The sequence below is a fragment of the Orrella daihaiensis genome (assembly GCF_022811525.1).
Classification (GTDB): domain Bacteria; phylum Pseudomonadota; class Gammaproteobacteria; order Burkholderiales; family Burkholderiaceae_B; genus Algicoccus; species Algicoccus daihaiensis.
On sequence record NZ_CP063982.1, the window covers coordinates 2,076,666 to 2,096,453 of the forward strand.

Consider the following 19,788-nt stretch of genomic DNA (forward strand, 5'->3'; position numbering starts at 1 on the left):
GTCTCAATCAAGCCAAGCGATTCGCAAAGTATTGGTTGTGCCGGACACTCCAAATGGCGTGCCAGCTGCAATCAGTACCGCACGGCCTGGCTCACCGAAGCCGTGACGCTTGACCTCGCGGGTAGCATGCTCGGCGACCTCATCAATGCTCTTGATATCGATAGCCTGAGTAGAGTGAACCCCCCAGACCAATGTCAAACGTCTGGCCACTTCCAGATTGGGCGTCATACTCAAAATCGCTGTCTTGGGACGTTCGTGCGCAACCCTAAGTGCACTGGACCCCGATGAGGTATAGGCTACGGTCGCCGCCACTGGCAAGGTGTCGGCCACGGTTCGAATCGCTGCAGAGATCGCATCGGATGCCGTGTTGTCACGATAAGCCTGCACCGCCTGCATCGTACTTTTTTGCAGGGGATCAGATTCGGTAGCACACAGTATCCGATTCATCATTGAGACTGCTTCAATCGGGTACTCACCAGCAGCAGACTCTGCCGAAAGCATGACTGCATCCACACCGTCATAAACAGCACCAGCGACATCACTGACCTCAGCACGCGTGGGCACCGGCGAGGTAATCATCGATTCCAACATTTGCGTTGCTACCACGACTGGCTTACCAAGCTCACGGCAGGTGCGGATGATTCGCTTTTGCAGCACTGGCACATCTTCAGGCGCACACTCGACCCCCAAATCACCCCGCGCCACCATGATACCGTCAGAAATACGAACGATTTCCTCCAGTGACTCAATGGCAGCGGGCTTCTCCAGTTTCGCCATGACCCAAGCGCGACCGTTGACGATGCCCTGTAACTCCGCAATGTCACCCGGTCGCTGCACGAACGACAACGCCACCCAGTCCACACCGAGTGACAAACCAAACTCCAAGTCTTTGCGGTCTTTATCAGTCAAGGGTGATAACGGCAAAATAGCCCCTGGCACATTCACGCCCTTGCGGTCCGACAGTGTTCCATCGTTTAGCACGCTGACTTTGGCTGACTTGCCATCACAGTCAATGACTTCTAGGCGCACCTTGCCATCATCGATTAACAAGTGATCACCAGCTTTAACCGCTGCAAAAATTTCCGGGTGTAAAAGCGGCACCCTATTCGCACCACCGGGTGCAGGATTCATATCAAGCGTGAACTGCTGCCCTTCAGTCACTTTGATCTTGCTACCCTCAATCGTGCCGAGCCTAAGTTTAGGACCCTGTAGGTCCAACAAGATCCCAACCGGGCGCCCAATCTCTTTCTCGATCGCGCGCACGGCGTCATATCGAGCTCGATGATCTTCGTGGCTGCCATGGCTGAAATTAAACCTAAACACATCCACGCCAGCAGCAAACAACTCCCGGATTACTTCAGGGTCACTGCTTGCAGGACCTAAAGTCGCCAGAATTTTGGCGTTGCGGTCACGGTGGGAAATGGCATCAAGCTTCATGGTTTCTCGTCTGGCTCTGTTATCGGGCGGCGTGGTCAATCCATCATCAAGAACCACAAAAAACATATCCCCGTCATCTTGCGATGCACGGGGATAAATTGCAAGCCAAACACGATCTGGCCTTAGCCTGACCGTACGACCAGCTCATGGTCTTTTCAAGCCGATTGCACCAGGCGGGTTTCGAGCTCTAGGCGAATCTGCTTAAGATGAGCCGGCAAGCCGTGCGCGAGTCTTTCAAAGAGTTCATCATGTAATTTGAACTCTTCCTGCCAAGCATTCGGATCGATTGAGGTGATCGAATTGAACATTTGCTCAGAGAAATCCATGCCTGCCCAGTCGATATCCTCGTAGCGCGGCGTAACACCAAACACGTGCTCTTGACCGCCAGCTTCGCGCTCAATGCGTGCCAACATCCACTTCAGCACCCGAGCGTTTTCACTGAACCCTGGCCAGACAAAACGGCCATTCTCGTCCGTTCTGAACCAATTGACACAGAAGATCGATGGCAGCTTGGCACCGGAGGCCTGCATGCGCTCGCCCAACTGCAGCCAGTGCTCAAAATACTCGGCCATGTTGTAGCCACAAAATGGCAACATCGCGAACGGATCCCGGCGCACCACGCCTTGCTGGCCCATAGCAGCAGCGGTGGTCTCTGACCCCATGGTTGCTGCCATGTAAACGCCCTCCTGCCAACTACGTGCCTCAGTCACTAGGGGCACCGTACTGGATCGACGACCGCCAAATATGAACGCATCGATCTCTACGCCGGCTGGATCATCCCAAGCTTCATCCAGAACCGGGTTCTGAGTGGCCGACACAGTAAAGCGAGCGTTTGGATGGGCAGCCTTGACACCCTCTTTGCCTTTTTCCGGGGTCCAATCATTGCCCTTCCAATCGATGCAGTGTGCGGGTGGCTCTTTAGACATGCCTTCCCACCAGACATCGCCATCGTCGGTCAATGCCACGTTGGTAAAGATCACGTTCTCATTTAAAGACGCCATACAGTTGTAATTCGACTGCTCATTGGTACCTGGCGCCACCCCGAAGTAACCCGCCTCGGGGTTAATGGCTCGAAGGCGTCCCTTGGCATCGGGCTTGATCCAGGCGATGTCATCACCGATCGTGGTGATTTCCCAACCTTGCTGGGATAGACCAGAGGGCGGGATCAGCATGGCGAAGTTGGTTTTACCGCAGGCAGACGGGAAAGCAGCTGCAACGTGGTATTTCTTGCCCCAGGGCGCTTTGACACCCAGAATCAACATGTGCTCGGCCAGCCACCCCAAACCATCCTTGGCAGCGGCTCGACCCATGGTTGAGGCGATACGCAACGCAAAACACTTCTTACCCAACAGCGCATTGCCGCCGTAACCTGACCCGTATGACCAGATTTCCCGGGTGGCTGGAAAATGCACAATGTACTTGGTTGAGTTACAAGGCCACGCAACGTCGGCCTGGCCATCAACCAAAGGTGCTCCAACGGTATGTACGCACGGCACAAACTGACCATCCGTTCCAAGCACGTCATACACAGCTTTGCCCATGCGGGTCATCATGCGCATATTGACCACCACATAGGGTGAGTCAGAGATCTCGATGCCGATCTGGGCAATCGGCGAACCTAACGGCCCCATAGAAAACGGCACAACATACATAGTGCGCCCCCTCATGCAACCATCAAACAGCCCATCGAGCGTTTGACGCATTTCGGCGGGCGCAATCCAGTTGTTAGTGGGGCCGGCATCCTCCTGGCGATCCGTGCAGATGAAGGTTCGATCCTCCACACGAGCCACGTCATCGGCCGAGGAACGCGCCAGAAAAGAATTCGGACGCTTGGCGGGGTTCAAACGAATCAGCGTGCCCGCCTGCACCATCTGCTCGCAAAGGCGGTCATATTCTTGCTGTGAACCGTCACACCAAACAATTTGCTTGGGCTTGGTTTTGTTGGCAATGTCTGCCACCCAGCGCTTGATGCCTTCATGCTTTACGTAGTCAGGGGCTTGGATTGTCTCGATCATGGTCAAGTGTCATAGAGTTTTAAAAAAGAGATCGCACGATCTTAGCACCGTGACTAGGCCCAGAAATCAGTGACAGCCCTAGTTCTCTCAGTAACCATAACCACAACATGGTTCAATCCGGTTAACCTTCGGTGTGTTCAATCAAATCAAACCCATACTTAGCCTATGACCCAGCCGACTGAGCGCAATCAAACTGAGTTAGACGACGAATCTTTCGCGCACATTAATCAGGGCCTGATCAGGTTACTGACGGTCGCTGCGATCGCCGGCGTAGCCGTTGGCTTGGTCGGCGGCAGCTTCCACTGGCTACTCGTGCATGGGGGTGCTGGATTTTTAGAGACTCTGGCTCACTGGAAAGAGCATGGGATCTGGGGTTTGCCCGGCTGGATTGCGGCGATGGCTGTGGTGGGCACTTCAGTAGCCCTGGCACGTTGGCTAGTGACCTTTGCGCCGTCATCGGCCGGCAGTGGCGTGCAGCATGTCGAAGCCGTGATGCGCGAGCAAGCGCAGCCAGCGCCGTTTCGGGTATTGCCCATTAAATATGTGGGCGGCTTGTTGGCCATGGTTCCGGGCCTGGCCTTAGGTCGCGAAGGCCCCACTATCCAGATGGCCGCAGTCATTGGTACTCAATGTGGCAAGATTTTCCGGCTTGCCCGGGAAGACCGCTTCATGATGTACACCGCCGTCGCAGGTTCCGGACTATCGGTTGCATTTAACGCACCGTTAGCCGGCGCCGCGTTTGTACTTGAGGAAGTTGCCCGGCGGGTAACCGCCAGACGCTTGTTGGTGACCCTAGTGGCAGTGGCCACTGCCATGGCGGTTTACCGCGGGTATTTTGGTAATGACGTCGAGTTTGACGTCTCCGAGTTTCTGCCGGCCACACCGACCGAATTCATCGTCTACGCGCTATTTGGTGGCATCATGGGTGCTCTAGGCGTGGCCTACAACAAGTCCGTTCTGTTTGGCCTGAACAGTTTTAGCAACATTGCACCGACTGTCTCTCCCATTGCCAAGGCCGGCGTGATCGGGGCAGCGCTCGGCCTGCTGGCCTACTATCAGCCGAATTTGGTGGGCGGTGGCGAACTGCAAGCCAACATGGTGCTAGCCGGCCAGTTTGGCATCGGTGGATTACTGCTGCTATTTGCTGTGCGCTGGGTGCTAGGACCTATTTCTTACTCCATGGGCACGCCTGGCGGATTGTTTGCCCCATTGCTGCTGGTCGGTGCGGTCACCGGGGCACTATTTGCCCACGGCGCCAACGTGATCCTGCCTACCTCCACAGCGCTCACCCCAGCGGCATTTGCCTTGGTGGGCATGGCGGCGTTCTTCACCGCCGTGGTGCGAGCCCCGTTTACCGGCGTACTGCTGATTACCGAGATGAGTGGGTCGGTGGATTTGGTGATTCCGATGGTGGTCGCTGGGGTAACCGCAACTGTCATGGCTGACCTTATGAAAGGTGAACCGATCTACGACTCATTAAGGGCGAGAATGCCAGTCCAGAACAAGGATTAAACCAAGACTATTTCGTGCTTGGCGTGTGGCAACTCAAGCGGGACCTCGTAACGAACTTTATGTCGTTGCCGTGTAGAGAGTCTATGAGACTGATGCGCTAATGACCCGCAGCAACAAAGAACCACCCTACGCTGAACATCGGCGCATCGGCGTCAAGGCATCGTAAAATTGCTGCGTTGCCAGTGGCCAAGTGAATTGGGCAGCCCGATGGATTGCCGCTGACCGATCAATATTCAAACACGCCAGGCAGGCTTGCTTTAAATCATCATGCAAAACGCCTGCGCCCGAGTCTCCCACCACGTCGATGGGTCCGGCAACCGGGTAGGCAGCCACCGGTAAGCCACAAGCCATGGCCTCTACCATCACCAGGCCAAACGTATCGGTTAGGCTAGGGAATACAAAGACATCGGCCTGGCTGTAGAGCTTGGCAAGCTCTTCTTGGGGAATCACGCCAATGTAGCGTGCATTTGGATATTGACGCTTTAGCCCCTCAGCCATCGGCCCCTCGCCCGCCACCCACTTTTGTCCAGGCAAATCGAGCTTTAGAAACGCTTCGACGTTTTTTTCTATGGCAAGTCGCCCGGCATACAAAAAAACCGGGTTGTCTTTACGAGGCGGCTCCTGTTGCATACGGGGATAGAAGATGTCGTGCGCCACCCCTCTGGACCAATGCACTACATGGTGAAATCCACGGTCTTGCAGGTCTTTGACAATTGCAGGCGTAGGCGCCAACACTGCCGATGAAGCACCATGAAAGCGACGCAACAAAGCATATGACCAATCAAGTGGGACGCCGATGCGCGCTTTGACGTACTCCGGAAAACGGGTGTGATAAGCCGTTGTAAACGCCCAGCCCTGGCGTCGTGCAACACGTCGAGCAGCCCATCCAAGTGGGCCCTCTGTTGCAATGTGCAGCGCATCAGGGTCGATTTGCTCGATCATGGCTTGCACGCGCCGGGCGGACGTCAGAGACAGCCGTATCTCTGGATAACTCGGACACGGCAACGTTTTAAACGATAGTGGCGTTAGCATCTCTACCTGCACGCCACTGGCCTGAAGGTTTGCTCGGGTATTGCCAAGCGTCCGTACAACACCGTTGACCTGTGGCTGCCAGGCGTCAGTCACGATCAGCAATCGCTTTATTTTTCTTTCAGTTGGCGGCTCGTGCAATGACGACGGGCTCTGGCTGGCTACCTCGGTGAGGTTGATGTCTGTGTTGTTGTTCAAGGTGTTCTCCGGTGTGCTCTCGATCGTCTTCAACAACTTTCTCTCCTGCCATGGCTCGGTAGGGCCAGTGGATAAGTTTGAGTTCACCTTCATGGGTCTCTACCAATGCTGACAGGCTCTCGACCCAGTCGCCGTCATTGCAATAGAGTGTGCCTTCAATGTCACGGATCTCGGCTTTATGAATATGGCCACATACCACTCCGTCAAATCCGCGCTGCTTTGCCTCGTTGGTCACTGCGGTTTCAAATGCGGTGATGAACGACACTGCGTTCTTGACTTTGTGCTTGAGGTATTGAGAAAGTGACCAGTACGACAACCCAAACCGGTGACGCCAGCGATTAAAACTGTTGTTCAGCTTCAACACCAGGGTATAGAGCGTATCGCCCACGTAGGCCAGCCACTTGGCGTGCTGAATCACCCCGTCGAAATAGTCACCATGAATGATCAGTAGCTTTTTGCCATTAAGCATGTGGTGGGTGGCTTCGTTCACGATACGAATATCGCCAAACGCTAGACCGATGAACTGGCGCAACACCTCATCGTGATTGCCTGCTACGTAAGTGACTCGCGTGCCTTTACGTGATTTACGCAGGACCTTTTGCACGACGTCGTTATGCGATTGTTTCCAGTACCAATGCTTGCGTAATTGCCAACCATCGATGATATCGCCAACAAGATAGAGATCCCAAGACTGGTTATGACGCAGAAAGTCCAGTAAAAACTCGGCCTGACAGCCTGCTGTACCCAAGTGGATATCGGAAATCCAGATGGCGCGGTAATGCGCATGAACTCGGGCGGGGGTTTCGATAGGCGATGTCGCGTTCATGGACACTCATGGTGCCCTGTGCATTTGACACCAAGGTTGCACCACCATGAACTTTCTGTGACAGCGACAAAATTACAACGATGTGATGGGCCTGGATTGAATGTGCCAGGGATACGTATGCGATCGGCCCGGTTTTGTTTGGTCAGGCCAGCGAATCGATGTACTGATGAATGATGTCGTGAAACGAAGCATCTGCCCTCAAGCCTAGAGACTTTGCTCTAGCCGAATCGAATGTGCCAGGCCAGCTACCCACCACTTTGGCAATTGTGGCATCGGGCTCAAGCGACACTAAAGCACGAGTCTCGGATCCTGCGATATCCTCAAGTGCAGCCAACATGTCAGCCACGGTCAAGCTCAGTGCTGGCAGGTTGATCGCCGTACGACCTGCCAATTCATCGCGCGAGGCCTCGGTCACACGCAAGATGCCGGCAATGGTATTTTGTGGTGATGCCAGCGCGACTTTGGTCTCTGGATCGACAGGGCAGATCGCGGATTGCCCCGCGAGCGGCTCGCGGATAATGCCCGACAAAAAACTGGAGGCTGCCCCGTTGGGTCGTCCGGGCCGCACGCAGACTGTCATCAGTCTCGCTACTCGACCATCGATGAACCCTTTGCGAGTGTAATCAGCGATCAGTTGCTCGCACACGAACTTATGAACGCCGTAGCTGGACTGGGGCACAGGCAGGGTGGCATCGGTGATAACTGGCGGCATCGGCAGACCAGCGTCACCACCAAAAACAGCCACAGAGCTCGCAAAAAAAAGTTTGGCTGCCAAGCCAGTTTCCGTGTGCTGATTACGCAGTTTCTCCAATAGCGCCTGGGTCGTGGCCAGGTTGGCACGCAAACCCAACGAGAAATCCGCCTCACACTCAGCCGACACCGCTGACGCCAAATGAAACACGCCGTCATAAACGCTCTCAAAGAGCTCTGGCAAGCTTTCATACAAGTCACCCTGGTGCACCTGTACCCGGCTGTCCGCGATAACCCCCGGATCACTTGAAGGCACCCTATCGGTGAGGACCACCGACTCAATGACCTGCCCGTTCAGTTGTGAACGGGACAACAACTCGCGTACAAGTTCTCGCCCAAGAAACCCGGCGGCACCGGTGATTAACAGCTTCATCAAAACGCCCCAAAAATCCGTTGGAAGTGACCATGAACATGACAAGATTGCTAATCATACTAGGCGGCCCGTTCCACTTCCTTAACCTCATACTGCAACACCGCTTGTTTCCAGTCTGCCGGCAAAGGAGTGCTGGAGCGAGTTTTACTATCCACACAGACATAGATCATCTCGCCGCTGGTGACCATGACATCGCCACAGTAAATCTCGAGCACGAACTTAAGGCTCGAGTTGCCTAAATAAGCAACCCGCACATGAATTTCCAATTCATCGTCGTACTTGGCTGGGGCGTGGTATTCCACTACCGACTTACGCGCAAAGAACTCTTTGCCCGATTTTTGTTGGGTGACCACGTTGGGCAAGCCCACGGCACGCGCATATTCTGTGACCGCCACATCAAAAAAGGTCAGATAGTGGCCGTTAAACACGATCCACTGTGGATCACACTCAACCCAGCGTACTCGGTGAAAATAGACAAACTTGAAATCCGATTTCATCAGCACACCCTGTGATCGCAATAATCGTTTTATTTGACAAACGAGCTACTATACGTTTCTTTCATGATACTGACATCTACTGATCGCTGAGCGTGACTAAGTTGTGATTCCTGAGCTTACCCATTGCGTCAGCAGCAAGTTGTTGGGGAATTTATTGTGAGTCGTCTAATTCTGACGCTAGATAGATACATCACTGGCGTTTCATGGGCAGTGGCCTCTTTCTTGTTGGCCATCATCAGTTGTCTTGGCTTATGGCAAGTCGTGGCTCGCTTTGTATTGTCGCAACCCTCGACCTGGACCGAAGAGATCATGCGCAGGCTTTTGATCTGGTGCGTGATGCTAGGTGTTGTGGTCGCCTTACGCCAAGGGGTGCTCGTGTGCGTTGACCTGGCGTTACGCATGACCACAGGCCGATGGCACACTGCGGTACGGTGGTTTGTAACCCTTGCAACCGCCTCATTTCTGGCCACGATTGTGTATTTTGGGGTGCAGCTTGCCTATCGTGTGCGGTTTCAAACTTTTGCCAGCATCGATATCTCAATTGCCTGGGCTTACGCAGCGGTCCCAGTCGGGGCAACACTGGCCATCGTGGCCGTCATGGCTCATCATCTAGACCCTAAAAAGCCAGACGCACGTGCGATGGCTGCTGGCGACTAATCGGGGTAATCAGATATGCCGATCACCCTCTTGATCACCATGTTGCTGGGCTTTGCGCTCAGCGTCTCAATCGCCGTTTCCATCGGAGGTGCAGCCGTACTTGGCTTAGCCATCTTTGATAACAGCAGACTCATCATGGCGCCAAAGGAGATGTTTAGCGCCATCGACAAATTTCCTTTGGCTGCCATACCCTTTTTTATTCTGGCAGGTAACCTCATGGAACGTGGCGGCATTTCTGGACGCCTGGTTGATTTTGCCAAGAGTCTGGTCGGTGGCGTGCAAGGCGGGCTGCCCATGACGACCGTACTGACGTGCATGATCTTTGCAGCCGTCTCCGGGTCTTCAGTAGCAACTACCTTTGCCATTGGTGCCATCCTGATCCCGGCCTTGGTCAAGCACGGCTATCCCCGGCCCTACACGGCCGCCTTGCAGGCCACTTCGGCTGAATTAGGCGTAGTCATCCCGCCATCCATCCCCATGATTCTGTTTGGAGTGGCTGCCGAAGTCTCGATTGGCGAGCTCTTTATCGCCGGGATCGGACCGGGGATTCTAATCAGTATTGCTTTGATGCTGTTTGTGCACCTTTACTGCCGCTTTAAAGGCTGGGGAAAGAACGACGGTGATGGTCGCTTGTCGGTGACGAGCGCCACCCTGAAAGCCGGTTGGGCACTGCTCATGCCCGTGATTATTCTTGGCGGCATTTATGGCGGAATCTTCACGCCTACTGAGGCGGCAGTTGTGGCCGTGTTTTATGCACTGATCGTGGGTATGCTGCTGCATCGCGAACTGAGCTGGCGTGACATCATTGATTGCCTAAAAAAATCAGTGGTCTCAAGTGCAGTCATCATGTTCATCATTGCAAACGCAGGGCTGTTTGCCTTCATCATCACGCGCGCGGGTATCCCTGAAGCGATCGGCGAGTGGCTAACTACCATGCTGACTTCGCCAGCGATGTTCCTGATTGGCGTGAACGTCGCCCTATTCGTGATTGGCATGTTCATCGAAACATCAGCTGCCATCATTGTGCTGGCGCCCATCCTGACACCTGTGGCAATCTACTTTGGTGTGGATCCGATCCACTTCGGCATCATCATGGTCGTCAATCTTGCGCTGGGCATGATCACCCCGCCATTTGGCGTGAATTTATTTGCAGCATGCACAGTCGCGCAGGTCTCGCTAGAAAAAGTAATCAAGTACCTCGTGCCATTTGTACTGACCATCATCAGTTGCTTGATGCTGATTTCCTATGTGCCACAAATCAGCCTGACACTCAGAGACCTGGTCTATTCACAGACCCCGGCCACGGCACCAGCACCAGCATCGGCTCCACTGACCCCCGCCGGCCCAACACCCTCGGTCACTCCCTCTGTGGCTCCCTCTGTAGGTCCCTCCTTGGGCCCATCGCCTGTCAGTCCATCCCCGATCGGACCGTCTCCGGTTGGTCCGTCGCCCGTTGCGCCATCGCCTGTTGCACCAAGCCCGATCGGACCTACACCGATTGCACCCACGCCGATAGCCCCATCGCCCGCACCGAACTAATACATCCTAACGGAGTACCTCATGCCAGCACCCAACCCACAAAAAACCTATGTACTGCTGCACGGTGCCTGGCATGGTGCCTGGTGCTGGCAGCGAGTCACCCCGATATTGCAAGCCGCGGGGCACAGGGTCTTCACCCCCACTCAAACGGGCTTGGGTGAGCGTAGTCATTTATTGAATGCCAGCGTCAATCTTGAGACCTTTGCCCAGGACTTAACCAATGTGCTGCTGTGGGAGGATCTGAACGACGTGATTCTAGTGGGTCACAGTTTTGCAGGTAATGCGATTACCGCGGCAGCAGACCGTATGCCTGAACGGATTCGTCATCTCGTCTATCTTGATGCGCTGATTCCTGAGTCTGGCAAGAGTGTGTTCTCGTTGTTGCCAGCCGAGGTGGCGCAAGGCCGACGTGACCTTGCGCAAAGAACTTCCGGCGGGCTGACGATCCCAGTACCTGGCCCAGATAAGCTTGGCGTGTTTGACGAGGCTGATGCTGCGTGGCTGAAAACCAAGTGCACCCCACACCCGATTGCCACCTACGAGGATGCGCTCACCTTCACAAACCCACCGGGCAATGGCCTGCCCACCACCTATATTGCCGTGACACCGCATTACGGACCAACCACCGCAAGCCGTGACTACGCCAAGACCAGAGATGATTGGACTTACCTAGAGATCGAGGCTGGCCACGATGCGATGGTGACGTCACCGGCGGCATTGAATGAGATTCTTTTGGGAATCGAATAGGACGGCACAGATAAAAAATCGCTCGCAATAAAACGTCAGGCAGATGCGGGCTTAGAGCTGATCCGCATCTGGATGACACGAGATGAGAAACTGCAACATCTCTGTGCCATCGCGGCCTTGGTAGAACCGTACCATCTTCTCGTTGAAAGCCTGAGCTTTGCCAGCCGGCACGCTGATAGCATCGATGCCGCTAGACATCAAAACGCCGTTCATCATGAAGCGCGACGTTCTTTTATTGCCATCAAAAAAGAACTGCTGCAAAGCACCAAACAGAAAAAACGCCAAGGCGCGTTCAAATGGTGGGCAAGCATCCAATTGTTCGACGCCCGCATCAAACACCTGGTTTAACACTGGTGCGCCCGACGCAGTGGCAATCGGCGTAAACAAGCCGGCTTCACCCAAGCCCACATTGGGTGTGTAGTTGGTTTCTTGGCCTTCGCCACGAAACAGACCCCACTCAAGCGCTTCGTTGCGCGCCACGATCCCATTGAGCTCGGTGAACACTGACTTGGAAAGTTTGAACTCGCCGGCCTTGACCAAGGCAAGCAGGCGCTTGGCGCTTTCAGCAAGGTTTACGATTTGCGCCTGATCGGTCAGCTTGCGTCCGCCTACTGTCACACCATCTAACAGTGTTTTCACTTCCGGAAACGTAAACGGATTTCCCTCCAATACCCCTGCATCCCACACAAACTCTGGCAACATTTTGTGAAACCGAAAGCAGACACGCTCCGTAGAATGCACAGGCACATGCCCCGGCACTAGTGACCGGTCCCACCTAAATCCAAGGGCGTCAAACAGCGACATCGAATTTCACCTAAGTTAGCAATACTCTAATGATACCGGGATGTGAAACATTCCAAGAATTTCCTGGCAGAGTCACCCCACTTGGACATTTTTAAACCCCTGAATTCCGCTCGATTGATCTTTTTCAGAGCGAGTCTCTGTTTACGATCGACCCCTGCATTGCGACGCTTGGTTCATCAAAGTCTGAACATAACTTTTAAACCTCAAGCTCATTTAAAATTTCGTTTAATAAAGCATTACTTAGTAACTCTGATGCTCCATGTTAAGGTTTTATGTAGCTTGCATCGTATGTACTGTTTTGGTGCAAGCCCTCAATCAAGCTTGGGTTCATCACCCAAGCTTGTCAAACCGTCCAACGTAAGCGTGTGACAGCAGTGCACGGCAGCAACATTGGCCTGTACGACACGACCAAGGAGGATCGCGTGAGCGACAATACAACCGACAAAAACTCTGACTATATGAAACCTGATGGTGAGGTCAATCCAATCGACACCGACTATACGATCGGACAAGACAACATCGTCATGAACGTTGGCCCATTTGGGCTCGATATCCACAACCGCGTCTTTGGTGTCTCAGCACTGCTCATCATTGCCTTTGTGCTTTTGACCATGACGTTTCAGGATCAGGCCGAGCCTCTTTTCGGTGATCTGCGTGGCTGGCTGACATCAAACCTCGACTGGTTCTTCATCACCGCTGGCAATATATTTGTTCTGGTCTGCCTGGTGATTGCATTTTCTCCGCTGGGCCGGGTGCGCATCGGTGGCACCCAGGCCAAGCCAGACTATTCGTATTTGGGCTGGTTCTCAATGCTATTTGCCGCGGGCATGGGTATTGGCTTGATGTTTTACGGGGTATCTGAGCCACTGTCGCACTTCAGCAGTTCGGTCGGCGGCATTGCTACAGAAAACGGTATTCGCACAGACTGGGCACCTTTGGGAGCAGCAGCCGGTGACAACGCCGCTGCCACCCAATTGGCCATGGCAGCGACCATCTATCACTGGGGTCTGCACCCCTGGGCGATCTATGCCGTGCTGGCATTGGGCCTGGCGATTTTTTCCTTTAACAAAGGCTTGCCGCTGACCATCCGCTCGGTCTTCTACCCAATTCTGGGAGAACGTATCTGGGGATGGCCGGGCCACGTGGTGGATATTCTGGCAGTGATGGCCACGATGTTCGGTCTGGCTACCTCATTGGGCCTGGGCTCATCGCAAGCCGCAGCCGGTCTGCACTTTCTGTTTGATGTGCCGCTAGGCGACACCACCCAGATACTGCTAGTGATTGGCATCACCGCGATTGCGATGGCTTCGGTGCTCGCGGGCCTGGAGGCCGGTGTCAAGCGCCTATCCGAGATCAACATGGTGTTGGCGGTGGTACTACTGTTATTTGTGCTGGTGGTGGGCCCGACGCTTGCCATTGTGACCGGCTTCTTTCAGAACCTCTGGTCGTACCTAGAATACCTGCCAGCTCTTGGCAATCCAATGGGCCGGGAGGACACCAATTTCTCGCAGGGGTGGACCGCCTTCTACTGGGCCTGGTGGATCTCCTGGTCACCCTTTGTCGGCATGTTTATCGCGCGGGTCTCACGTGGTCGCTCGGTGCGTGAGTTCATCATTTCAGTGCTCATTGTGCCATCGCTGGCCTGCGTCCTGTGGATGACGGTGTTTGGCAACACCGCAATTTCACAAGTCGTTAACCAAGGTTATCTGGCAGTCACCGAAGGTGAGTTGCCCTTGCAGATCTTTCTCATGCTCGAAGGCCTACCGTTACATTCAATCACCTCGTTTGTGGCCATCATCTTGGTCGTGGTGTTCTTTGTGACTTCATCGGACTCTGGGTCACTGGTCATTGACGTGATTTCCTCTGGCGGTAAAGTGGAGTCACCCGCACCGCAACGAGTGTTCTGGTGCACGTTCGAGGGCTTGGTAGCCATTGCTTTGATTCTGGGTGGTGGTTTGGTGGCCCTCCAAGCCATGGCTGTCTCAACCGGGTTTCCGTTTGCGATCGTGCTCTTGATTGCCACCGCCTCACTAATCAAGGGCTTGATCAGTGAACCCAAAATCGGCAAAGGATAAAGGCTAATGGAAAGCGAACAACTTGAGGTACTCGACTTCTTGCAGCGACACCTGCCGTTTACGGCATTGCCCGAAGATACGCTGCACGAGGTGGCGCGTGCCATTGATGTTCGCTATTTCAAGGCCGACTCCTCCATACTCACGTTCGGTGAGCCAGCGCACAACTGGTTCATCGTTCGAAGTGGCGCCGTCGAGATCTTCCGCCGGGACGGTACGCTCTACAACCGCTTAACCGAAGGTGGTCATTTCGGCGAAGCAGGTTTGCTACAACAACGGCGTCAAGTTCGCTTCCCAGCCCATGCGCTTGAAGACACACTGCTCTATGTCCTGCCGGGCGAGATGTTTATCGATCTGTTTGAACAGCATGAGGCCTTTGCTGATTTGGTTGAAGTCGAGGATCACTCGAGGCTGCGCACGGTAGTCTCCAAAAGTGAGCAAGCCAATGAATTGATGTCAGCATCAGTTGAAAGCCTGTTGGTGCGGGGAGCTGTGATCGCAGACCCGACTCTGTCGGTCTCAGCAGCTGCCGCTCGCATGACGGAAGAAGGCGTGTCTTCACTGTTGATCATTGAAGCTGACGCTCCAGTTGGCATTATCACAGACCGTGACATCCGCACCCGAGCGGTGGCACATAGCATGGCACTTGACAAGCCTGTTCGCGAAATCATGACTGAACAGCTTGTGACCGTACGTCATGACCACTTAGCGTTTGAAGCCATGAACATCATGATGCGCAATAACGTCCACCATCTGCCGGTACTCAAACACCAGCAAGCCATCGGCGTGCTGTCCTTGTCTGACATCATTCGCTACGAATCGCGCAATAGTCTCTTTGTGGTGGGTCGCATCTTCCATCAGCAAAACGTTGATGACCTCGCGGCCTTGACTGAAGAAGTGCAAGCAAGCTTCGTACGCATGGTCAGAGAAGACTTCAGCGCAAAAATTATCGGCAGTGCCATGGCAGCGATCGGACGAAGCTTTAAACAACGGCTGCTAGAGCTTGGCGAAGCCGAACTAGGCCCACCCCCGATTCCGTATTGTTTTCTGGCGCTCGGCAGCATGGCCAGGCAAGAGCAACTGATTGTCACCGACCAGGATAACGCCATGATTCTGGACAACCGATTTGACCCGGTCAGACATGATGCATACTTTGCTGCATTAGCAAAGTTTGTCAGCGATGGCTTGGCGCGTTGTGGCTACCCCTATTGCACAGGTGAGGTGATGGCAACCAACCCTAAGTGGCGCCAGCCCCTGTCGGTCTGGCAGGGTTACTTTAAAACCTGGATTGAGTCGCCCACTGCCGCCTCGTTATTGGACAGCAGTATCTTTTTTGACCTCGACGGCGTGCATGGTCGTACCGAGTTCGCCGAAACCTTGCGGGTGCTGATTGCTAAAACGGCCAAAGGTAATTCCCGGTTTCTGGCAAGCATGGCCAGAAACGCTCTGCAGCGCACGCCCCCAATCGGGTTCTTTAAAGAATTTGTTGTCGAGCCTGATGGTCGTCACACCCGTGCCATTAATCTCAAGCGTCGCGGTACGGCGCCGCTGACCGACCTCATCCGGGTGCATGCTCTAGCGATCGGCTCACGTAGCCGCAACTCATTTGATCGGGTCGCTGACATCATTAAAGCCGGTATCTTGCCTAACGGTCGCGGCCAAGATCTGCATGATGCGCTCGAATTCATCTCCATGGCGCGCGCACGCAATCACGCCAATGAAATCACCTCAGGCCAGCAAGCTGACAACAGCATCGAGCCAGACATGCTGTCGGACTTTGAGCGTAAAAGTCTACGCGATGCATTCCTGATTTTGGGTAACGCCCAGAAGTTTCTTAAATTCCGCTACCAGCCTGGCCGGCTGAATTAAAGGAGAAGTCTGTGCTGCATGGCGGCCTGCTGCGATTGCCCACTGACAACCGGATTCCTGCCCAGGGCGCATGCGACTGGCGCGGACGATTTGCAGTGCTGGCGCAACAGACCAAGGATGAGCGGCTAAAGGCTTACTATGCAGCTGGCATGCCAGCAGGCAATACGCCACTGAAAAACGTACCACTGATGGCCATGGACGTAGAAACTACCGGACTAAACCCCGCCAAAGACGGTATCGTCAGCGTGGGCATATTACCAATGTCAATTGACCGCATTCAGTCAAGCGCTTCACGCCACTGGATTGTGCAGCCGCATGTACCACTGGCCGATGAATCAGTGACCATTCACGGCATTACCCACTCGCAAGTAGCTGATGCACCCGAACTGGCTGATATTCTGGGTGACTTGCTTCACGCCATTGCTGGCCATGTCCTGGTTGTTCATTGCCGTGCTATTGAGCGCCAGTTTCTAAACAATGCGCTAACCCGTTTGATCCATGAGCCTATCGAAATTCCGATGATTGACACCATGGAACTCGAAGCCCGTCTGCATCGCAATCAACCACCACCAAGCTGGTGGGATCGCGTTGTCCGTAAAAAACAATACAGACCCGTATCGATTCGCTTAGCCGACAGCCGCAAGCGCTATGGCTTGCCTTTTTACAAACCTCACCACGCATTGACAGACGCACTGGCCACCGCAGAACTGCTGCAAGCGCAAGTTGCACATCGTTACAGTCCCGAGACGCCACTTGATGACCTGTGGTGCTAAGATGCCTGCCTCTTTGGCAATCAATTAAGACACTCTCTTGAAACGCGACATCTTTGGCATCCATTTAGCGGCTTTCCTGTTTGGCATGACGGGCATCTTAGGTACGCTCATCGATGCCGATAGCAACGTCATTACCTTTGGCCGAGCCGTGTTCGCGGTGCTGGCGTTGACAATCATCCCGCCCTTGCTAACCAAGCTTGGCACCGAGCCGACAGCTAGCACACAAAACAGCGCACCCTTGACCACTCAGCTTGGCTGGCGTTATCTAACATCTGGCGTTTTGCTGGCGATTCACTGGGTGACGTTTTTTGTGTCGGTCAAGACCGGTGGAGTAGCCATCGCCACCCTAGGCTTTAGCAGCTTTGCAGCCTTCATCACGCTGATCGAATGGATCATTATTCGAATCTTCGCCGGCAGTGGCATTGCAATTAGCCGTTCAGACTGGTTGCGAACTCTGGTGGTGACAGTCGGCTTGGCACTCATTACGCCCACACTTGAGCTAGCCGACGAGGTCACCTACGGCTTTATCATGGGCCTGATTTCCGGACTGTCGTTTGCGGCCATGGCAGTGTTTAACAGCAGACTTCTGGCAAGTGTCAATCCAATTCGGGTGGCGCGTAACCAGAATGTAGTTGTGGCCGTTGTCATGGCCGCATTTGCTGTGCCGACGTTAGCCACAGTCTCGATCACTAGCTGGCTCTGGCTTGTCGTGTTAGGTGTGTTTTGTACGGGACTGTCACATGCTTTATTTGTCTCAAGTTTAAAGAAGCTGCGGGTCAATGTGGCGGGATTGGTGATTGCACTTGAACCGGTATACGCCATCGTTGCAGCATGGCTACTGTTCGCTGAAGTACCCACGACGCGTACGATAGCAGGTGGATTGATTATTATCGGCGCGATGGTTGGTGTCAGTTACAGCAAGGCTCGCGCAACAGAAAAGCCGGTACCACAACAAACATCACCACTATAGACAAGGGGTAGCCATGCAATCTCTCGGGCGAGACTTCCGGGCGCTAGTGATCGGTGCTCATGGCACGATCGGTACCGCATTGGCTGAACAACTGCGCGCCGACCCGAATTGCGCACATGTCGCAACCATCTCGCGCGCCACCCACCCTTATTTCGCTCTTGAATCTGAAACCGGGATTGAGCAGGCCGCTACAGAGATCGCTGGCGAAGGACCGTTTGCGTTGATTATTGACGCCACCGGCGCACTGACCATTGATGGCAATGGCCCAGAGAAACACCTTGGTGCCTTAAACGCCGAGCGGCTCGCACGTGCATTTGAAGTCAATGCGATTGGCCCGGCTTTAATCATCAAGCACTTCTCGTCACTGCTGACCAAAGACCGTTCGATTTTTGCCAAACTGTCTGCCCGAGTCGGCAGCATCAGCGATAATCATAAGGGCGGCTGGTATGGCTATCGAGCAGCGAAGGCAGCAGTCAATATGCTTTTGCAGACTGCCGCCATTGAACTGCAGCGCCGACGTCCTGACACCATAGTAGTTGCATTACAACCCGGCACTGTGCAATCACCGCTGTCTGCACCGTTCTCTCGAGGGCATGATACGGTCTCACCCGAAGAGTCGGCTGTCGGCTTGCTCCAAGCCATGGACGAACTTCAGATCAAATCAGGGGCACAATTCGTAGACTACAAGGGTCAACCGATACCCTGGTGAGGTATCAAGATGGTTAAGCGGCTGATTCGGTTTCGGCTTCTTTTTTCCTACAGCGTGTCTTTGACAAAGTGCTTGTAGACCCGATCATGCAACAACATACCGCCAAGCATGGCGGCCACAAAAACAAATGCCTTGCCATAGCCTGCACCCAAGGCCACTAGCGCCGGTCCGGGACAGAACCCTGCAATTGCCCAGCCCGCACCAAAAACAAAACCACCGATAACCAAAGAACGGTTAACAGTTTTAGTGCCAGGCAGGTGCAAGGGCTCATGAAATGCTGTTTGCCCCTGTTTCTCTATGAAACGGAACCCGACAAATGCGACCGGGATGGCGCCAAGCATCACAAAAGCCAGGCTAGGATCCCAATTGCCCGCAATATCCAGAAAGTTAATCACCTTAGCCGGATTACTCATACCCGAGATGATCAAGCCGATGCCAAATACCAAGCCAGAGATGAAGACAAGTAATGTCTGCATGGTCTAGGCTCCCAGAACATGAAACACGATGTAAGCCGTCACAAAACCACTGGCCATAAAACTGAAAGTCGCAGCAATCGAGCGCACTGAGAGGCGACCCAAGCCACAGACCGCATGACCGCTCGTGCAACCTGAGCCCATGCGCGTACCAAATCCAACCAATAGCCCTGCCAGAATGACTAAGCCATAGCTGGTGTCAATTTGCGACGTTGGCATCACCGCAAATAAGCCATAGATGGCACTTGAAAGTATCAACCCCAAAACGAAAGCGATACGCCAGCTGAAATGTCCCTGCGGTGTATTGCCAAATTGCATGAGCGAGCCGATCACTCCACTAATACCTGCAATGCGCCCCTTGAAATACATCAGCATCACGGTCGCTAACCCAATTAATAAGCCGCCTGCCAGAGATAGCCAAGGCGTGAAATTCGCCCAATCGATTGTCATTTCGTCTCCATAAACGATCGTTGCTGATACACAGTCAATAGTGTGACATGAATTTGATTTCGGTCAATCCATATCCGAGGACATATGA

The 19,788-nt window shown here is 53.9% G+C and carries 17 protein-coding genes and 1 pseudogene; 9 read left to right on the forward strand and 9 right to left on the reverse strand.

The window, feature by feature from the left end:
- Positions 1-3: 3 nt before the first annotated feature.
- Positions 4-1,437, reverse strand: coding sequence for a pyruvate kinase (pyk, locus tag DHf2319_RS09625; RefSeq protein WP_243478004.1), 1,434 nt, complete (start codon positions 1,435-1,437; stop codon positions 4-6).
- A 155-nt stretch (positions 1,438-1,592) separates the two neighbouring features.
- A complete protein-coding gene (locus tag DHf2319_RS09630) occupies positions 1,593-3,452 on the reverse strand; it encodes a phosphoenolpyruvate carboxykinase (GTP) (protein ID WP_243478005.1) in 1,860 nt (619 codons plus the stop codon).
- Positions 3,453-3,617: 165 nt separating this feature from the next.
- Between DHf2319_RS09630 and DHf2319_RS09635 the strand changes: the two genes are divergently transcribed.
- A complete protein-coding gene (locus tag DHf2319_RS09635) occupies positions 3,618-4,964 on the forward strand; it encodes a ClC family H(+)/Cl(-) exchange transporter (RefSeq protein ID WP_243478006.1) in 1,347 nt (448 codons plus the stop codon).
- Positions 4,965-5,090: 126 nt separating this feature from the next.
- Here the strand turns inward: DHf2319_RS09635 and DHf2319_RS09640 are convergent, their stop codons facing one another.
- From DHf2319_RS09640 to DHf2319_RS09655, 4 genes are all read right to left on the reverse strand, one after another.
- A complete protein-coding gene (locus DHf2319_RS09640) occupies positions 5,091-6,134 on the reverse strand; it encodes a glycosyltransferase family 4 protein (RefSeq protein ID WP_243480083.1) in 1,044 nt (347 codons plus the stop codon).
- Positions 6,115-7,017, reverse strand: a complete 903-nt coding sequence (locus tag DHf2319_RS09645; protein WP_369810178.1) for a UDP-2,3-diacylglucosamine diphosphatase — start codon at positions 7,015-7,017, stop codon at positions 6,115-6,117. The genes DHf2319_RS09640 and DHf2319_RS09645 overlap by 20 nt, the downstream gene beginning before the upstream one ends.
- Positions 7,018-7,159: 142 nt before the next feature.
- Positions 7,160-8,140: a D-erythronate dehydrogenase gene (gene denD, locus DHf2319_RS09650; RefSeq protein WP_243478007.1), complete on the reverse strand. Its 981-nt coding sequence runs from the start codon at positions 8,138-8,140 to the stop codon at positions 7,160-7,162.
- A gap of 59 nt (positions 8,141-8,199) precedes the next feature.
- Positions 8,200-8,637 carry an acyl-CoA thioesterase gene (locus tag DHf2319_RS09655; protein WP_243478008.1) on the reverse strand — a complete coding sequence of 146 codons (438 nt, stop codon included), beginning with the start codon at positions 8,635-8,637 and terminating at the stop codon, positions 8,200-8,202.
- Between the two features lie 156 nt (positions 8,638-8,793).
- Between DHf2319_RS09655 and DHf2319_RS09660 the strand changes: the two genes are divergently transcribed.
- The 3 genes and pseudogenes from DHf2319_RS09660 to DHf2319_RS09670 all read left to right on the forward strand — a co-directional run bounded on the left by DHf2319_RS09660 (position 8,794) and on the right by DHf2319_RS09670 (position 11,580).
- Positions 8,794-9,294: a TRAP transporter small permease gene (locus DHf2319_RS09660; RefSeq protein ID WP_243478009.1), complete on the forward strand. Its 501-nt coding sequence runs from the start codon at positions 8,794-8,796 to the stop codon at positions 9,292-9,294.
- Between the two features lie 15 nt (positions 9,295-9,309).
- Positions 9,310-10,587 (forward strand): annotated as a pseudogene (locus DHf2319_RS09665) (TRAP transporter large permease); the annotation flags it as partial.
- Positions 10,588-10,854: 267 nt separating this feature from the next.
- Complete coding sequence (locus DHf2319_RS09670; RefSeq protein ID WP_243478010.1) at positions 10,855-11,580, forward strand: alpha/beta fold hydrolase; 726 nt, start codon at positions 10,855-10,857, stop codon at positions 11,578-11,580.
- 51 nt (positions 11,581-11,631) lie between these two features.
- Here the strand turns inward: DHf2319_RS09670 and DHf2319_RS09675 are convergent, their stop codons facing one another.
- Positions 11,632-12,282, reverse strand: coding sequence for a Fic family protein (locus DHf2319_RS09675; protein ID WP_369810179.1), 651 nt, complete (start codon positions 12,280-12,282; stop codon positions 11,632-11,634).
- Between the two features lie 524 nt (positions 12,283-12,806).
- Here DHf2319_RS09675 and DHf2319_RS09680 point away from each other — a divergent pair.
- The 5 genes from DHf2319_RS09680 (at position 12,807) to DHf2319_RS09700 (ending at position 18,777) form a co-directional block, all read left to right on the forward strand.
- The gene (locus DHf2319_RS09680) at positions 12,807-14,459 is read left to right on the forward strand and encodes a BCCT family transporter (protein ID WP_243478012.1); all 1,653 of its coding nucleotides are present in this window, start codon (positions 12,807-12,809) and stop codon (positions 14,457-14,459) included.
- Between the two features lie 6 nt (positions 14,460-14,465).
- Positions 14,466-16,325, forward strand: a complete 1,860-nt coding sequence (locus tag DHf2319_RS09685; protein WP_243478013.1) for a DUF294 nucleotidyltransferase-like domain-containing protein — start codon at positions 14,466-14,468, stop codon at positions 16,323-16,325.
- Positions 16,326-16,336: 11 nt separating this feature from the next.
- Positions 16,337-17,098 carry a 3'-5' exonuclease gene (locus tag DHf2319_RS09690; RefSeq protein WP_243478014.1) on the forward strand — a complete coding sequence of 254 codons (762 nt, stop codon included), beginning with the start codon at positions 16,337-16,339 and terminating at the stop codon, positions 17,096-17,098.
- An 85-nt stretch (positions 17,099-17,183) separates the two neighbouring features.
- On the forward strand, positions 17,184-18,068 hold the full coding sequence (locus DHf2319_RS09695) for a DMT family transporter (RefSeq protein WP_243480084.1): 885 nt from the start codon (positions 17,184-17,186) through the stop codon (positions 18,066-18,068).
- Positions 18,069-18,081: 13 nt separating this feature from the next.
- Complete coding sequence (locus tag DHf2319_RS09700; protein ID WP_243478015.1) at positions 18,082-18,777, forward strand: SDR family NAD(P)-dependent oxidoreductase; 696 nt, start codon at positions 18,082-18,084, stop codon at positions 18,775-18,777.
- A gap of 47 nt (positions 18,778-18,824) precedes the next feature.
- Here the strand turns inward: DHf2319_RS09700 and DHf2319_RS09705 are convergent, their stop codons facing one another.
- Both DHf2319_RS09705 and DHf2319_RS09710 read right to left on the reverse strand, forming a co-directional pair.
- Complete coding sequence (locus DHf2319_RS09705; protein ID WP_243478016.1) at positions 18,825-19,253, reverse strand: DUF6691 family protein; 429 nt, start codon at positions 19,251-19,253, stop codon at positions 18,825-18,827.
- Positions 19,254-19,256: 3 nt separating this feature from the next.
- The gene (locus DHf2319_RS09710; RefSeq protein ID WP_243478017.1) at positions 19,257-19,700 is read right to left on the reverse strand and encodes a YeeE/YedE family protein; all 444 of its coding nucleotides are present in this window, start codon (positions 19,698-19,700) and stop codon (positions 19,257-19,259) included.
- Between the last annotated feature and the right edge of the window lie 88 nt (positions 19,701-19,788).

Excerpts from the sequence above, each read along its gene's own strand:
- pyk (WP_243478004.1), bottom strand. The coding sequence starts at position 1,437 with ATGAAGCTTGATGCCATTTCCCACCGTGACCGCAACGCCAAAATTCTG.
- DHf2319_RS09630 (WP_243478005.1), bottom strand. The coding sequence starts at position 3,452 with ATGATCGAGACAATCCAAGCCCCTGACTACGTAAAGCATGAAGGCATC.
- DHf2319_RS09635 (WP_243478006.1), top strand. The coding sequence starts at position 3,618 with ATGACCCAGCCGACTGAGCGCAATCAAACTGAGTTAGACGACGAATCT.
- DHf2319_RS09645 (WP_369810178.1), bottom strand. The coding sequence starts at position 7,017 with ATGAACGCGACATCGCCTATCGAAACCCCCGCCCGAGTTCATGCGCAT.
- denD (WP_243478007.1), bottom strand. The coding sequence starts at position 8,140 with ATGAAGCTGTTAATCACCGGTGCCGCCGGGTTTCTTGGGCGAGAACTT.
- DHf2319_RS09655 (WP_243478008.1), bottom strand. The coding sequence starts at position 8,637 with ATGAAATCGGATTTCAAGTTTGTCTATTTTCACCGAGTACGCTGGGTT.
- DHf2319_RS09670 (WP_243478010.1), top strand. The coding sequence starts at position 10,855 with ATGCCAGCACCCAACCCACAAAAAACCTATGTACTGCTGCACGGTGCC.
- DHf2319_RS09675 (WP_369810179.1), bottom strand. The coding sequence starts at position 12,282 with ATGTTGCCAGAGTTTGTGTGGGATGCAGGGGTATTGGAGGGAAATCCG.
- DHf2319_RS09685 (WP_243478013.1), top strand. The coding sequence starts at position 14,466 with ATGGAAAGCGAACAACTTGAGGTACTCGACTTCTTGCAGCGACACCTG.
- DHf2319_RS09695 (WP_243480084.1), top strand. The coding sequence starts at position 17,184 with ATGACGGGCATCTTAGGTACGCTCATCGATGCCGATAGCAACGTCATT.
- DHf2319_RS09700 (WP_243478015.1), top strand. The coding sequence starts at position 18,082 with ATGCAATCTCTCGGGCGAGACTTCCGGGCGCTAGTGATCGGTGCTCAT.
- DHf2319_RS09705 (WP_243478016.1), bottom strand. The coding sequence starts at position 19,253 with ATGCAGACATTACTTGTCTTCATCTCTGGCTTGGTATTTGGCATCGGC.
- DHf2319_RS09710 (WP_243478017.1), bottom strand. The coding sequence starts at position 19,700 with ATGACAATCGATTGGGCGAATTTCACGCCTTGGCTATCTCTGGCAGGC.